Below are 15695 nucleotides of genomic sequence, written 5' to 3'. Positions count from 1 at the left end.
CGTGGCGGCACCGCGCGAACGGATGTCAACGTTGCCACAATCGACAGCGTTGAATTGTGTTGAAACCTGGTCGATCGATGTCGACCATTGCACGCCCGCAGCGGACGCCGTGTCAAGGGCGCGGAGGGCCTGGCGTCACGACGTTGGAAGTTGTTGATTTGGCACGCCACCCTCGCCGGTTCCCACCTCGCCCGTCCCCGCCAGGAGGCGACCATGACTGACCTGCGGGCTGTCCCGCCGTTCCGCACTGCAGGGCCTCGCCGGGGTGGCCACCCCGTTCGGGGCGCCGGCATTCCTGACCGCGGTCGCGGCCCTGATCGTCTACGTGGCGCTGCAGAAGCGGTTCATCGCGGGTCCGTCCCTCGGCTCGGCCAAGGGTTGACGCGTCCGGCCGTCACCGGGGCGTGTCGCCGACGCTGCGCCGCGGCGCGATCATCGTGAGGACGAACGCGGCGACGCGAGCCGCACTTCGGGATACGCATCGGCCCCGCGGTCCCGCCGCGTGGGCGGCGGGGCTGCGGGGCCGGGGGCCGGGCGACGGTCAGCTCGCGGTGACCAGTTCCTTGTGCTCCGCGGGCAGGTGCTCGTGGGCCTTGCCCTCGACGTGCAGCTCGGGCAGGACCCGGACCAGCCACGCGGGCATCCACCAGTTGACCCGGCCGAGGATGTGCATGACGGCCGGCACCAGCAGCAGGCGCACCACGGTCGCGTCGAGCAGGATCGCGGCGGCCATGCCGACGCCGATGACCTTGAGGACCAGGTCGGGGCTCGGGATGAAGGCGGCGAACACCGCGATCATGATGGCGGCCGCGGCGGTGATGACGCGGGCGGTGCCGGCCAGGCCGTCGGTGACGGCGCGGCCGTTGTCGGCGGTGCGGGTCCAGACCTCCCGCATCCGGCTGACCAGGAACACCTCGTAGTCCATGGACAGGCCGAACAGGACCGCGAACATCAGCACCGGCACGAAGGCCGGCAGCGGCGTCTCGGTGTCGATGCCGACGAGCCGGCCCGCCCAGCCGCCCTGCAGGACCAGCGCGACCACGCCGTACGACGCGGCGACGGACAGCAGGTTCATCACGGCCGCCTTGACCGCGACGGCGACACTGCGGAAGGACACCAGGAGCAGCAGCATGGACAGCAGCACCACGCCGCCGATGAGCAGCGGGATCCGCCGGGCGATGTTGGCGGTGCTGTCGATGGCCGTGGCGGTGACGCCGCCGATGTGGACGCTCGCGCCGGTGCCGGCGATGGTCTGCGGCAGCATGTCGCGCAGGCGCTCGACGAGGTCCTCGGTGCGGGCGTCCTGCGGGCCGGTGCGCGGCAGGACGGTGACGACCGCGGCGGTCCCGTCCTGGTTGAGCAGTGCCGGCATGGCGGCGGCAACGCCGTCGACGCCGGGCAGCGCGGCGGCGAGCTTGTCCAGCGCGGTGCGGTCACCGGCGCGGGGCAGCTCGACGGCGAGCACGAGCGGGCCGTTGGCACCCGGGCCGAAGCCCTCGGCGACGAGGTCGTACGCCTGGCGGGTGGTGGTCGCCTCGCGGTTGTTGCCGGCGTCGGGGAAGCCGAAGCGGACGCCGAGGAACGGTGCGGCGAGCCCGAGCAGGATCGCCACGCCCAGCAGGGCGGAGACGAAGCGGTGCCGCTGGACCAGGCCGCTCCAGCGCAGCCAGCCGCGGCCGGGCTCGACGTGCCCGCCGGCGGCGACGGTGATCGCGGCGCGGCGGCCGAGCGGGAGGCGCAGCCGGTCGACGTGCTTGCCGAGGTAGCCCAGCAGCGCCGGGAACAGGGTGACGCTGGCGGCCAGGACGACGACCACGCCGAGGATGGTGACGAGGGCGGCGCCGCGCATGAAGGACAGGCCCATCGCGAACAGGCCGAGCATGCTGACCACGACGGTGCTGCCGGCGACCATGACGGAGCGGCCCGCGGTGTCCAGCGTCGCGACGGTCGCGGCCTCCGGGTCCAGGCCGGCGGCCCGCCACTCGCGGAACCGGGTGACCATCAGCAGCACGTAGTCGATGCCGATGCCGATGCCCATCATGGTGGCCAGCGACGTGGACCAGTCGGGCGCGTCGACGAAGCGGATGAGCAGGCCGGTCAGCGTGCTGCTGACGGCGAGCCCGGCGACGGCGACGAGGACCGGCAGACCGGCGGCGATCACGGAGCCGAACATCAGCAGCAGGATGATGATGGCGGCGGCCAGGCCGATGCCCTCGGAGCCGATCTCGCCCTGCTCGGCGCGCTGGATGCTCTGCCCGCCGAGCGCGACGGTCAGCCCGTCCCGGCCGAACTCGCCGGCGATGTCGATCAGCCGCTGGCTGTCCGCGACCGGCATGTCGTCGGGGTTGACCACGTCGAGGCGCAGGTCGGCGACCGCGGTCCGGCCGTCGGCGGAGATCCCGCCCGGCTCCTGGAACGGGTCGGCGACCCCGGTGACGTGGGGCGCGGTGGCGAGCTTGGCCAGCAGCGCCTGCACGTCGGTCTTGGCCCCGGCCACACCGCCGTCGGCGCGGACCACGACGCTCACCGTCGCGCCGGACTGGCTCGCGAACCGCTGCTCCAGCAGCTGCTGCGCGGCCTTGGAGTCCGAGCCGGGCGCGGAGTAGTCGGCGGCGAAGTCACCGCCGAAGGAGATGGACAGTGTGACCGCCGCGATGAGCGCGACGACCCACGCCACGATGGTCCGGCCGCGGCGCCGGTACGCCACCCGGGCTAGCCGACCGAGTGGTCCAGGGACAGGCTTCGGATCGGACTCTTTCGATAGCGTCACGGACTCTGTCATGGTGGCCCTGCCTAGGTTTGGTCGCAGCAGTGAATGGGCATCAGTAGCGTTACGACTATTAACAAACACGACGCCACGTCACTTGTCAAGCGTCTTCACGTCTGTAACGATGCTTAACGCAACGGTCATCAGGAGGACTTCATGAGCACGTCAGCGCGGTCGGCACCACGACGGGAGAAGGCGCGGGCGGCCACCATCGAGGAGATCAAGCTCACCGCCCTCACCCACATGCGGGAGACGGGCACCGTCGACTTCCGCTTCGCCGACATCGCCCGGGCGATGGAGATGACACCCCCGGCGCTGTACCGCTACTTCGCCGACCGCGACGAGCTGCTCAGCGCGCTCATCGCCGGCGCATACGACGACCTCGGCCGCTGCGTCGCGGAGGCCCGCGACGCCGTCCCGGACGACGACATCGGCGGCCGCTTCCTGGCCGTCGCCCGCTCCTACCGCCAGTGGGCCCGCCAGGAGCCGCAGCAGTTCGCGCTCATCCTCGGCCTGCCGGTCGCCGGCTACAGCGCCCCCGTCGACGGCCCCACCACCGAGGCCGCCCAGCGCGCGATGTCACAGCTGTCGCAGCTGTTCCTCGAGGCCCTCGAGCTCGGCGTGCTCGCACCACCCCGCCTGCGCGACGTCCACCCGGCCATCGCCGCCTGCGCCGCCCAGAAGAACGAACACATGCCCGTCGCCATCCCGGCCGAGACGTTCCAGGCGATGCTGCACACCTGGTCGACGCTGCACGGCTTCGCCGCCCTGGAGGCCTACGGCCACTTCGACTGGATCGAGGAGGCGGGCCGCGACGCCCTCTTCGACGGCCACGCCCGCCTCGCCGCCGAGGTCGCCGGCATGCCCGCCCCGAAGGACGCCTGAGTCAGCTCCGCACGGCCGCCCGGGCCAGCGCGGCCGCGAGGTCGGTGGCGGCGAGGTCGACCGGGTCTCCCTCGCGGTCGACGAGCTGGGCCGGGCCGGTCCACGAATGACGCCAGGTGGCGGCGCCGGCGTCGAGCATGGTCACCACGACCAGCCCGCGCAGCGCCGCCACGGTGTCCGTGTCCCATGGCACCCGGCCGTCCGACAGCCGGCGCAGCACCTCGTGGACGTCGCCGCCGGCGGGCTCCAGGAGGCGGTTCGCGTCCAGCTGGGCGGCGTTCGTCGCGGCCTGGGCCGACAGCTGCTCCCACGGCATGACCCGGAACCCCGTGTCCTGGAAGGCGCCGGCCTCCAGCTGGCGGAGCACCTCGGCGCGCTCCTCGCTGATGAGCTCCTGGGCGGGCCTGGTGTCGGGCGCCACCGTCGCGGGCGGGCCGGCGGCGATCGCCGCGATGCGGTCCCGGGTCTGCGCCGGCACGGGCGGCGCGCCGCGCTCGGCGGTGAACCGCGCGAAGCCGTCGAACATGTCGGCCGCGACGTAGCCGCGCTCGCGCAGCGGGGTCACGTACTCGTCGTGGTAGTCCCGCCACGCCGCCTCGAGCTGCGCGGTGCGGCGCAGGGTCTCCGCGGCGCCTTCCCGCCCGGCGACCGCGGTGAGGGTCTGGTCGGCCTCGCGGTCCAGCAACTGGTCGATCGGTCCGGCCACGGCCCCGTACAGCTTGGCGTACCAGAGGAACACCGACTGCACGAGCGCGTTGCGCACGGCGGCGGCGGTCGCGCCGACGATGACCTGCCCGCGGTGGGCGACGGCGACCGCGCCCTCGTGCCGGCGGGTCAACCGGCTCAGCTCATGGCCGATCGTCGCCGTGAGCTCGGTGACGGTCAACGCCGGCAGCAGCGGCGCCCCGATCTCCAGCGTCACCCAGCCGCCGCGCAGGCCGAGCAGCCCTGCCTCCTCGACGACCCTGACGCGGGGCGTGGCGACGAGCCGGATCTCGTCGGGCTCGCGGGTGCCGGTCAGCGCCGCCAGGCCGCGCACGACGTGCCACAGCTCGGGCGCCCGCGCCACGGTGAGCCGCACCCCGGTCGGCGACGGCGGCCGCGCCACGAACACCTGGACCGCCGCGCTGAGGATGATCAGGTCGACCACCACCGCGGTCCAGAGATAGATCCGCGACGACAGCGCCACCGTCGCGACGAACCCGGCCACCGGCACCGCGATCAGCAGCACCACGGTCATCACGTAGAACCCGGCGAGCAGCGCCACGGCCACCCTTGCCCGCGCAGCGATCATCCCGACGCCCTCCCCCGACAGCGATCAGCGATCAGCCAGGGGAGGCTAGTCGATTTCGGCCGGGCGTGGGGGGTCGGGCAGCTCCAGCTCGTAGTGGTCGCCGTGTCGCTGGAAGCCCAGGCGGCCGTAGTACGGGGCGAGCATGCCCGGCGGGGTCAGGACGCGGTGGAAGCCGTGGCTGGTGAGCAGGCCGCTGCTGCGGAACACGAACTCGCCGGGGCTGAGGTCGCGGAAGCGTTTCGTGACGTAGTCGAGCTCGATCTGGGCGACGCCCTCGCCCGCGGGGCGCAGGAAGAGCACGCCGACGACCTCGTCGCCGCGCATGGTGAGGAACGCGGTGCGGCCGGGTGCGTCGTCGAAGCGGAACGACGGGTTGAACTTCGCCAGGTCCGACCAGTGCACGCGCAGGACGTGGGCGAGGAACGTGTCGTCGGTGCCGACCTGCACGACGGTGTAGATCGACTCGTCGTGGCGGGTCGTCCAGATCTTGTACAGGTGCCAGGCGTTGACGCCGGTCATCGCCGCGTTGAGGCCGACCATCGGCCAGACGCTCAGCGCGGCGTTGTACCCGACGAGGACGACGGACCCGATCAGGTTGAGCACCCGCAGGCGCAGGAGACGGGCCTGGGACAGCGACCAGACGAGCACCGCCGAGCCGGCCCAGCCGACGAAATCGAGCCAGTCCACCGCTGAAGAATAGATCCCTCAGGACATGGTGTACGGGGTGTGGCGCTGTTCGAGGGAACCGTGAGGGTCGCGGACCTTGGGTATTGATCAGCCGAGACCGGCCTCGCGGGCCAGGTCGATGGCCTGCGCCCGGTCGGCGACCTGCAGCTTCGCGAAGATGTTGGAGACGTGGTTGCGGACCGTCTTCTGGCTCAGCCCGAGCCGGGTGGCGATCTGCGGGTTCGTCATGTGCTGCGCGACGAGCGCGAGGATCTCGTGCTCGCGCTGGGTCAGGCCGGGGATCGTGGCGGCGGGCGGCTCCCGGTCGACGTTGGCGAAGTAGCCCATCAGCCGGGTCGCGATCGCCGGGCCGAAGATCGCCTCGCCGTCGGCGACGGCCTTGATCGCGCGGATGATCTCGACGCGCCGGGCACCCTTGAGCACGTACCCGCGGGCGCCGGCGCGCAGCGCGGCGAAGACCGAGTCGTCGTCGTCGGCCATGCTCAGCACCAGGACCCGCACGTGCGGGTTGGTCTCCAGGATGCGCTGGGTCGCGGCGATCCCGCCCATGCCGGGCATGGCGAGGTCGAGCAGGACGACGTCGGGCTGGTGGCGGGCGAGGGCGGTGAGGGCCTCCTCGCCGCTGGCGGCCTCGCCGCAGACCTCGACCTCGTCGGCGGTCGCGAGCAGCGCCCGCAGCCCGGCCCGGAAGTGTGCGTGGTCGTCCACGATCAGCACCCGTACGCTCATGCCGCCACCTTCCGCTGCGCTCCAGGCGTCAGCATGAGCCAAACCTGCGACATGATTCGCTCGCGGAGCTCGCTCATGCCGCCACCTTCCGCTGCGCTCCAGGCGTCAGCATGAGCCAAACCTGCGACATGATTCGCTCGCGGAGCTCGCTCATGCGCCCTCCCCCATCGGCAGTCTCGCGCTGACGGTGGTACCGGTTCCCGTCGACGCCACGTCGAGGGTGCCACCGAGTTCGGCGGCGCGTTCGCGCATCGAGTGCATGCCGACCCCCGTGCCTGCCGCGGCCCCGGTGGACCGCCCGTCGTCGGTGACCGACAGGTGCAGCCAGCCATCGTCCAGCCGCAACCCCAGGCGGACCGCGGTGGCGCCGGCGTGGCGGCGGGCATTGGCGAGGGCCTCGACGGCGATGCGGTACGCGGCGACCTCCACCGCGGCGGGCAGCGCCGGCAGGTCGTCCGGTGCGTCGACGCCGACCCGCGGCCCGCCGGGCGGCCAGCCGGCGAGGTGCGCGGTGAGGGCGCAGCGCAGCCCGAGGGTGTCCAGGGCCGGCGGGCGCAGCCCTTCGACGAGGCGGCGCACGTCGGCGACGGCGGTCTCCGCGTCCCGGACGATCTCTTCGAGCAGGTCCTGCGCCTCCCGTGCGGCGCCGAGCGCCAGGGCGGCCTCGGCGCGCATGGTGAGCCCGGCGAGGGTAGGGCCGAGGCCGTCGTGCAGGTCGCGGCGCAGCCGGCGGCGTTCCTCCTCGCGGGCCTGGACGAGCTGCTCCCGGGAGCGCTGCAGGTCCGCGGCGAAGCGCCCCGCCTGCACGGCCGGGCCGATGTGCCGGGCGACGTCGGTGAGCAGCCGCAGGTCGCGCGGGCCGAGCGCGGCCTCGCCGGGGCGCGGGCCGATGAGCAGCGCGCCGACGGTGACGCCGCCCGCGACGAGCGGCAGCCGCACCGGGTCGGCGGGGCGGCTGCCGATCTCGTAGGAGCGGCCGCCCTCGGCGTCGATGCGCACGTAGGAAAGTTGCAGCGCCTCGCGGACCGTAGCGGTGCTCGTCGCCAGCACGGCGAGGGGGTCCTGCACCTGCGCGAGCCGCTCGCCGAGCCTGGCGAGCACGGTGTACGGGTCGTCGCGCTCGCCGTACACGAGCAGATTCACCCGGCGCTGGACCTGTTGGCGCGCGGTGCCGAAGACGAGGGCGGCGGCGACCGCGGCCACCACGGACGAGGCGCCCAGGTAGCCGACGATGACGAGGTACGCGACGCTGACGCCGCCCGTCAGCACGACGAACACCGCGGTGCGGCTGATGAGCAGGTCGATGTCGAACAGCCGGTGCCGCAGCACGGCCACGCCGATCCCGGCGGGGATGAACGCGAGGGAGACGCTGCCGGCGAAGTCCCACCACGGGTTCGCGTAGGGCCAGATCCGGTCCGGGTGCCCGTCGGTGAGCCCGGCCGCGAGCCGGCCGAGGACGACGAGCGCGACGAGCCCGATCGAGTACGCCAGCCACCGCGCCTGGGCCCGTCTCGCCCCGGTCGCGGTGACCGCCTCGGCGACGACCCCGGCCGCGCCGGCCACGAACAGCAGCCCGGCGCAGACGGTGAACGCGGCCTCGGCGGCGGGGGCGGCGTGTTGCAGTGCCGCGACGCCGATCGGATTCGGCAGCCCGTCGGGGCCGACCTGGTCGTTGCGGCCGGGCCGCAGCGCCCCGGTGACCGCGGCGGCGACCCCGAGCGCGGTGACGCCCCACAGCGCCCGGGTCATCCACCTGCCCGGCCGACCGTCGGGGAAGAACGCGGGCAGGGCGGCCAGGCCGAGGTTCGCCGGCACCCACAGCCAGGTCTGCGGCCAGGCCGCCGCGGTCGCGCCCGGCAGCCCGCGGATGGCGTACTGGCCGAACGCCTCGAGCAGCACGAAGCACGCGGCGCCGAGCAGCAGCAGCCGGCCGAGGGGGTTGGCCGGCCGCTGCCGCAGCACCAGACCGCCCGCCACCGCGCAGGCGGCGACGGACAGCAGGTGGCTGACGCCGGCGGGCGGGGCGCCGTTGCCGATGGCCAGCCAGCACGCCACGCCCGCGATGGCGAGGGTGGCCCAGGCTGCACGGTGCATCGCCTCAGACCCTAACGATCACACCGTCCCGGCGTCCCGGGACATTGTCCCGCGCAGCCCGAGCCCCAGCCCGGCGACGAGGACCCACAGGGCGCCGGGGAACAGCGCGCCGTACTGGGCGGGGAACGCCTGGGTCGCGGCGACCAGCAGTGCGAGCAGCGCGCTCACGGCGGCGAGCCAGCGGCTGGCCGAGCCGTGCCGGAACCCGCCGACGGCCACCGCGGCGGCGCTGATCCCGGCGCCCGCCCACAGCCAGCCGACGGTGTTGTAGACCTCGACCATCGCGGCGATCGTGTCGGGGTCCCAGCGCTCGGGTTCGCCGAGCGCCCAGTACAGCTCGGTGCAGATGCCGCCGCCGACGAGCGTCGCGACGGCGACGAGCCCGGCCCCGGCGGCCGCGACGGCGGGCACGAGGCTGCCGGCGGGTTCCTGCACGGCGAGGTGCCGGTGCAGCCCGGCCGCGAACACGACCAGGCAGGCCGCGGCGAGCACGCAGCTGACCTGGTACAGCCAGACGAGGTCGCGGTGGGCCGCGATCGCGGTGACGAGCCGGGCGTTGTCGTTGATGGCGTCGCCGGCGTCGGCGGTCAGGTTGGCGCCGAGGAAGATGCCGACGGCTCCGGCGAACCCGCCTGCGGCGCCGGTGAGTGCCCAGCCGCGGCGGGGCTTTGGTGTCGTGGTGGTCATGCCGCCGAGCGTGGCGTGCACCTGTCCCGGGCGGCATGGGTCGACGTGTCCCGGGGGTGGGGGCACTTTGTCCAGGGTCAGCTCGGCGCGACCGTGGTCAGGAAGTCAGTGACGGCCTTTGCCGCCTCGGGGGCGCCGTCGGCGGCGATCGTCAGCAGGGACGTGCCGTGCAGGCTGCCGGGGACGAGCGCGATCCGGCGGCGCTGGTCGGTGGTGGCGTCGTACATCGTCTGCGCGGCCGCGGCGAACGAGGTCTCGCCGGTCGCGGCCACGTACAGGACCGGGACCGCGATCCGGGGTGCCGCGGCGGCGGCGTTCTCGCCCGCGTAGGCGTCCGGGGCGGACAGGCTCACCACGGCGGTCACGGGCGGCTGGGCGGCGGCCGCGACGAGGACCGCGGTGCCACCACGGGACGCGCCGACGAGCACGACGCGTTCGGCGCCGAGGGTCCGGGCGTACGCCACGGCCGACAGCACGTCGCCGGACGGCTTGCCGTCCGGGCCGCGTTGCGAGCGGCCCTCGCCGCCGAAGTCGAGGGCGAGGACGCGGTAGCCGGCGGCGGCCTCCTGGCGGGCCCAGGACAGCCAGGAGCAGGCGTCGGCGCTGGCCTGCGGCGCCAGGACGAGCACGGTGCGGCCGGTGCCGAACAGCAGCCCGGTCAGGAAGCCGCCGGTGCCCTGGAACGCGACCTGCTTGTCGTTGAGGTCCGGGTCGGCGCAGCGCCGGTCGACCGGACTCGGCGCCGCGGCCTGCGCCTTGTCCGACGCCGCCGGCGCCTCCGACGGCTCGGGGTCGCCACCGCAGCCGGCGAGCACGATCATGACGAGCAGGACGAGCCCGATCCGCTTCATGCTGTACTGACCCACGGGACGCGACGCGGGTTGCATCGACGCTCAGCGGATCGTGACGAGACCCGGCTGCGCGGTCGCGACGACGAGGACGACGGGGGTCCCATCGGCGGCGCAGACCAGCCAGGCGTGGGTGGCGTAGGTCGGCTGCGTGTACTGCGTGTCGTGCGGCATCTGCTGGTAGCGGACCCGCTTGCCGTCGAAGTCGAGCCAGTACACGGTGACGGCGTCCTGGCGGGTGTTGACGAACGTGACGTCGGTGGCGGCACCGTGGGTCCCCGAGCGCAGTGTGCCCTCCTCGGTGACCGGCCGGGTCGCCAGCTCCGCCCGCTCGACGGGCGCGGACGCCGTGGCCGCCTCGGGCCGCTCCGGCAGCGCCGGCGGCACCGTCTGCGCCGGGGCGGCCGTGGCGGCGGACCCCGCGGCCGAGGCGGCGGGTGCGGCGGTGACCGGCGGGTCCTCGCTGCCCCCGAGCCGGACCACGAGCACGGCGGCGCCGATCAGGAACAGCAGCACGACCAGGATCGTCCCGCCGACGACCCAGGGCAGCGCGTTCGTGCCCTGCGCCGGCTGCCCGGGCGGCGTCCAGGGCGGGGATGCAGGCGGCGGGGTCCACGGGCCGGCCGGCCGCCGTTCATCGGGGGGCACGGTCACCGCCGCAGCGTAACCCCGCCGTGCGGTCCTCGGCGGCATCGTCGGTACCAGCAACGATGGCGAATGTCGCCCCGACACTCCGAGTAGCCGGTACATTACCTACCGTAAGCTTTGTCCGGAATGAGGGGACCGACCGTGTTGACCAGATCCGTCATGCGTCCCGCCCGCCGTGGCCCGCTCGGTGCCGGACGAGCCGTCCGGGCCGGCCTCGCGCTGGCGGCCATGGGGATCGCGGTGATCGGCGCGACCGGCGGCACAGCGTTCGCGGGTCTGGGGCAGCGCAACCTGCCGAGCCCCGACGGCGGCGCACCGGTGCGCACGCACGGCGTCCAGGCCAACGACGGCGACCGGAAGGCCAACGACCGCAAGACCGGCAGGGTCGCCGCGCAGCCGAAGCCGAGGTCCGCGACCGCCGCGAAGGTGAAGGCCAAAGCCAAGGCGAAGGCCAGAGCGAAGGCCAGGGCGAACGCCGCGGTCGCGCAGCGCAACAGGTTCGCGCACAAGAGCACGGCGAAGACCAAGGCCGCGCGGAAGGCCCCTCACAAGGCCCCCGCCACCGGCACCACCGGCACGGCGACCACCGCCGCCGTCCCACCCGCCACGGCCGGGGCCGCAGGTGGGACCGCAGCCGGGGCGCCGGTCGCCGCCGCGAGGCCCGCCGCGCCGACCGCCGTCACGGTCACCGTCACCGACTCGGCCACGCCGGTGCTGACCGTGTCGTGGACCGTCGACGTCAGCGCGACCGGGATCGTCGACCACTTCGTGGCCACCGCCGCCGAGGACGCCACGAAGACCTGCCGGACCCGCACGAACGCCGCCACGAGCTGCGACGTGCCGTCGCCGGCGCTGGGCGCGACGTACACGTTCACGGTGCGCGCCATCGGGGTGCCCGGCGCCGGCGACTCCGACCCGAGCACCGCCGGCGCACCGGCGACGGTCGCGCGCGGACGGGCTTCTGGTCACGCCGGGCGCGGCCGGCGCCTCGGGCACGATCGTGCCCGGCTCGATGCGGGTGGCCCCGGACGCCGGTCGCGCAGTCGTCAAGGCCCGCGCCGCCGACCGGTCCCGCGGCACCGCGCGCACCAACGACAAGGTCCGCGGCGGCGGCAGCACGTCCGGATCGGCGTCCGGGACGACGTCCGGGGATTCGGCAACCGGCGCCCTCGGCGGCTGGATGGGCCTGCCGGACGGCGCCGCCGGCGCGCCAGCGGCCGCCGCGGCCACCGACCGGACCGGCGGGCAGCAGCGGACCGGCACGCTCGCCCTGCTCGGCTTCGGCCTCGTCGCCGCAGCGCTCACCGCGCTCGGCGTCACCCGCGTCCGCCGCCACCCACTGACCGGCTGACCCGCGACGCACCGGCCTTTCCCACGACGCGCCGACTGACCGCCGGCGGGCGGCCGTCCCCGCCAGCAGGCGCCCCCGACAGCAGGGCGCCCCCGACAGCAGGGCGCCCCGGCACGGTCCCCAGGACCCATGCCGGGGCGTTTCCCCCGCCCCAGGGGCTCCCTAGCCGAACGCCCGCAGCTCGTAGATACGCGTTGCGGTGTCGGTCGTCTGCGTCGGGGTGGTGATGTTGAGCCGCACGTAGCGGCCGGAGACACCGCTCACGGTGTGGGTGGTGTTCGCGGCGGTGTTGTTGGTGACGGTCACCGGCGTGCTCCAGGTGCTGCCGTCATTGGAGACCTGGATGGTGAACGCCTTGGTGTTGTAGTCGGCGGGCTCGCCGCCGGCCTGGGCGTGCGCGACCTCGAAGCGGCTGATCGCCCGGCTGGAGCCGAGGTCGACCTGCAGCCACGCGCCGGCGACGCCGGAGCAGAACTTGTCGGTGTTGCCGCCGGAGACGCTGCCGTTGACCGCCTTCTCGGGGCCTTCGGCGGCGGCGCAGGCGGTGCTGCCGGTGGCGGGCCGGTCGAGCGCCAGGTTCACCGGTACCGTGCCCGAACCGTACGCCTCCAGCTCATAGATGCGCGTCGCGCCGTCGGTCGTCTGCGTCGGGGTGGTGACGTTGACGCGCACGTAGCGTGCCGTGGTCGCGGCGAACTGGTGGATGGTGACCGGGTCGGCGTTGTTGGTGACGGTGACCGGGGTCGACCAGGTGCTGCCGTCGGTGGACAGCTGCACGGTGAACGCCTTGGTGTTCAAGGTGGCCGGTTCCGCGCCGGCGCCGGCGTGCTTGACGACGACCTTGTTGACCGTCTGCGCCGAGCCGAGGTCGACCTGCAGGAACGCGCCGGCGACGGTGGAGCAGAACTTGTCGGTGTTGCCGCCGGTGACGCTGCCGTTGACGGCCTTGTCCGCACCTTCCGCGGCGGCGCACGCGGTGGAGCCGGTCGCGGCCTTGCCCTGCGCCAGGTTCGTCTGCGGGGCGGGTGGCGTGGTGTGGTTCGACGACGGCGGGGTGTCGCCGGCGCCGGTGCCCCACGTGCCGGGCGTGCTCGTCACCGTGTAGGCGAGGTTGCCGCCGTGCGCCAGGTCGGCCTGCGACAGCCAGGTGCGGCTGAAGCCGGTGCCGCCGAGGGTCGCGGTCGAGATGTACCGGTTGCTGTCGCTGACCGACGGCGCGGTGATGTTGAGGACGCCGCCCTGCTGGCTGCCGTACGTGCCGATGGTGACCTTCGCCGTCGGGAACTGCGGCGTGCTGACGCCGTAGAAGTTGGCGCCGTTCATCAGCGGGTACAGGCCCAGCGAGGAGAACACGTACCACGCCGACATCGTGCCGAGGTCGTCGTTGCCGGTGACGCCGTTGGGGCCGTTGGTGAACAGCGTGTAGGCCGCCCGCAGCACCGTCGAGGTCTTGTACGGCTGCCCGGTCCACAGGTAGGTGTACGGCGCGAGCAGGTCCGGTTCGTTGTTCGGGTTGTACGTGGTGAAGCTGTAGTAGTCGTAGGCCCCGTTGACCCACGTGTTGTGCGCGGTCCCGGACGGGTCGGTCAGCAGGTTGTTGTAGGCGAAGAAGCTGTCGAGGCGGTTGTTCGCCGCGGTCTTGCCGCCGAGCAGCGACACCAGGCCGTCCGGGTCCTGCGGGACGAGCCACTGGTACTGGTACGCGCCGGCCTCGTGGAAGGTGTGCGAGCCGTCCGTCGGCGAGTACGGCGTGCCCCAGACGCCGTTGGCGTTGCGGGGGCGGAAGAAGCCGATCGACGGGTCGAACAGGTTGCGGTAGTTCTGGCCGCGCGCCTCGAACATGGTCGCGTCGGCGGTGTTGCCCAGCCCCCGCGCCATGATCGCCAGGGACGAGTCCGCGGCCGCGTACTCCAGGGTCGCCGAGCTCGGGAACTTGCAGTCGTGGTCCATCGGCAGCACCGGCCCGCACGTCACGCCGGTCGGGATGTAGCCCAGCGACGCGTAGTAGGGGTTGCCGTTGCGTCCGTTGATCGCCGTCGGTACCGCCGTCGCGTTCTTCTTCAGTGCCGCGTACACCTGCGACTCGTAGCCGTTGAGCAGCCCCCGCGCCCACAGGTCGACGAGGAACGGGGTGACCGGGTCGCCGGTCATCGTGTTGGTCTCGGTGTTCGCGAGGGACCACTTCGGCAGCCAGCCCAGCTCACGGTCGACGGCGAGCAGCGACAACCCGTAGTCGCGGGCCACCTGCGGCTCCAGCAGCGCGACGAGCTGGTTCTGCGCGCGGTACGTGTCCCACAGCGAGAACGTCTGGTACGGCGTGTACCCGGACGCGGTGCGCACCACGTTGTCGAAGCCGCGGTAGGAGCCGTTCACGTCGCCGGACAGGTTCGGGTGCAGCAGCGAGTGGTACAGCGACGTGTAGAACGCGACCTGCCGGTCGGTGGTGCCGCCGTCGACCTCGGCCTTGTGCAGCTTGGCGTTCCAGGTGTCGCGGGCCGCGGTGCGGATCGTGTCGAAGTTGAACCCGGCGGCGCTGGTCTCCGCGGTCAGGTTGGCCTGCGCGCCGGCGATCCCGGTGTAGGACAGGCCGACCTTGGCGGTGACGACCCGGTCCGACGAGGTGTCGAAGCGGACCCAGCCGCCCTTGGCGCCGCTGCCGGACGACGTCCGGCTGCCGCCGGTGAACGTGGTGCCGGACCAGGTCCCGAACGACGCGAACGGCCGGCTGAACTTCGCCGAGAAGTACACCGTGTGCGCCGGCGCCGACGCGCAGAACCCGGCCGTGGTCACGGATCCCTCGACGGTGTCACTGTTGACGATCGAGATCGACGAGGACTGCGCACCGGTGCCGCTGCCCCGCGCCTGCGCCGTGTTGAACAGCACGTTCGCCTGGGTGCTCGACGGGAACGTGTACCGCTGCCAACCGCTGCGCAACGTCGCCGTCAGCTCGGTGGTGACCCCGTTGGGCGTGGCGAGCCGGTAGTAGCCGGCGGTCGCCTGCTCCTGTGCGTGGTTGAGCGTCTGCCCGTAGGTGTTGGGGTCGGCGGAGTTGACCGCCCCGATCGTCGGCATCAGCGGCACCTCGCCCATCACGGGGCAGCCGACGCCGGACAGGTGGGTGTTGGAGAAGCCCCACACCTTGGTGTGGTCGTAGTTGTACCCGGTGCCGTGGCCGGTGTCCGGGCTGACCTGCACCATGCCGAACGGCAGCGCCGCACCCGGGAAGGTGTTGCCCTCCTTCTGGGTGCCGATCATCGGGTTGACCAGCGTGGTCAGGTCCGCCGGCACGGCCGCCGCGGCCGGACCGGCCGGCACCGCGGGCAGTCCGGCGACCGCCGCCGCGACCGCCACCAGCAGTGTGCTGAACCGCAGTCTTCTCAACAGACGCTCCGATCAGGTGCCCCTGGGCGAACGCCACCGCCGGCAGCACCCGTGGCGGTGCGCCGTTGCGTGGCCGGTCGCTGTGGGGGATGGCTTTGGGCTTCTCGGGGGGTGGGCGGGCGTGCGGTGTTCACCGCCCTCGGCCGCCGATGCCGAGGCGCGTGCTCAATCGAATCTGGCGGAAGGTTGCGAGGCTTCCTGCCGTGAAGGTTCGTCGTTCCACCGAGTTCTGTCAATACTTGACATTTGCCTCAGCCATCGATTTCCCGCCACGACCACCCGCGGCAGGTCGAGGTCCGCGCACGGCAAGGCACCACGGCCGGC

13 protein-coding genes are annotated in these 15695 nt (G+C 73.3%); 2 read left to right on the top strand and 11 right to left on the bottom strand.

The annotated features are described in order from the left end of the window. Window positions 1-541: 541 nt before the first annotated feature. Window positions 542-2707 (bottom strand): MMPL family transporter, encoded by a 2166-nt coding sequence (locus OHA72_RS31875; RefSeq protein ID WP_326999727.1) that lies wholly within the window; start codon window positions 2705-2707, stop codon window positions 542-544. 216 nt (window positions 2708-2923) lie between these two features. Between OHA72_RS31875 and OHA72_RS31870 the strand changes: the two genes are divergently transcribed. Continuing rightward, a complete protein-coding gene (locus tag OHA72_RS31870) occupies window positions 2924-3652 on the top strand; it encodes a TetR/AcrR family transcriptional regulator (protein ID WP_326999726.1) in 729 nt (242 codons plus the stop codon). Window position 3653: 1 nt separating this feature from the next. Here the strand turns inward: OHA72_RS31870 and OHA72_RS31865 are convergent, their stop codons facing one another. The 9 genes from OHA72_RS31865 to OHA72_RS31825 all read right to left on the bottom strand — a co-directional run bounded on the left by OHA72_RS31865 (window position 3654) and on the right by OHA72_RS31825 (window position 11562). Continuing rightward, complete coding sequence (locus tag OHA72_RS31865; RefSeq protein WP_326999725.1) at window positions 3654-4946, bottom strand: M48 family metallopeptidase; 1293 nt, start codon at window positions 4944-4946, stop codon at window positions 3654-3656. A 45-nt stretch (window positions 4947-4991) separates the two neighbouring features. Next, window positions 4992-5633, bottom strand: coding sequence for a hypothetical protein (locus OHA72_RS31860; RefSeq protein ID WP_326999724.1), 642 nt, complete (start codon window positions 5631-5633; stop codon window positions 4992-4994). An 87-nt stretch (window positions 5634-5720) separates the two neighbouring features. Further along, the gene (locus OHA72_RS31855) at window positions 5721-6362 is read right to left on the bottom strand and encodes a response regulator (protein ID WP_326999723.1); all 642 of its coding nucleotides are present in this window, start codon (window positions 6360-6362) and stop codon (window positions 5721-5723) included. A 150-nt stretch (window positions 6363-6512) separates the two neighbouring features. Continuing rightward, window positions 6513-8456: a sensor histidine kinase gene (locus OHA72_RS31850; RefSeq protein WP_326999722.1), complete on the bottom strand. Its 1944-nt coding sequence runs from the start codon at window positions 8454-8456 to the stop codon at window positions 6513-6515. Between the two features lie 18 nt (window positions 8457-8474). Continuing rightward, entirely contained in the window at window positions 8475-9143 is a 669-nt protein-coding gene (locus OHA72_RS31845) for a hypothetical protein (protein ID WP_326999721.1), read from the bottom strand. Between the two features lie 77 nt (window positions 9144-9220). Then, the gene (locus OHA72_RS31840) at window positions 9221-9994 is read right to left on the bottom strand and encodes an alpha/beta hydrolase family protein (RefSeq protein ID WP_326999720.1); all 774 of its coding nucleotides are present in this window, start codon (window positions 9992-9994) and stop codon (window positions 9221-9223) included. A 42-nt stretch (window positions 9995-10036) separates the two neighbouring features. Continuing rightward, window positions 10037-10645: a VHL beta domain-containing protein gene (locus OHA72_RS31835; RefSeq protein WP_326999719.1), complete on the bottom strand. Its 609-nt coding sequence runs from the start codon at window positions 10643-10645 to the stop codon at window positions 10037-10039. A 95-nt stretch (window positions 10646-10740) separates the two neighbouring features. Then, window positions 10741-11166, bottom strand: coding sequence for a hypothetical protein (locus tag OHA72_RS31830; RefSeq protein WP_326999718.1), 426 nt, complete (start codon window positions 11164-11166; stop codon window positions 10741-10743). Between the two features lie 18 nt (window positions 11167-11184). After that, window positions 11185-11562 (bottom strand): hypothetical protein, encoded by a 378-nt coding sequence (locus tag OHA72_RS31825; protein WP_326999717.1) that lies wholly within the window; start codon window positions 11560-11562, stop codon window positions 11185-11187. An 89-nt stretch (window positions 11563-11651) separates the two neighbouring features. On the opposite strand from OHA72_RS31825, the gene OHA72_RS31820 reads away from it, so the two are divergent. Next, on the top strand, window positions 11652-11990 hold the full coding sequence (locus OHA72_RS31820) for a hypothetical protein (RefSeq protein ID WP_326999716.1): 339 nt from the start codon (window positions 11652-11654) through the stop codon (window positions 11988-11990). Window positions 11991-12152: 162 nt separating this feature from the next. Here OHA72_RS31820 and OHA72_RS31815 read toward each other — a convergent pair whose 3' ends face one another. Continuing rightward, on the bottom strand, window positions 12153-15371 hold the full coding sequence (locus OHA72_RS31815; protein WP_326999715.1) for a GH92 family glycosyl hydrolase: 3219 nt from the start codon (window positions 15369-15371) through the stop codon (window positions 12153-12155). Window positions 15372-15695: the final 324 nt, after the last annotated feature.

This window comes from Dactylosporangium sp. NBC_01737, from assembly GCF_035963215.1.
GTDB lineage: Bacteria > Actinomycetota > Actinomycetes > Mycobacteriales > Micromonosporaceae > Dactylosporangium.
Note: the sequence above shows the minus strand (reverse complement) of the source record. Positions and strands in the feature narration are given on the sequence as shown.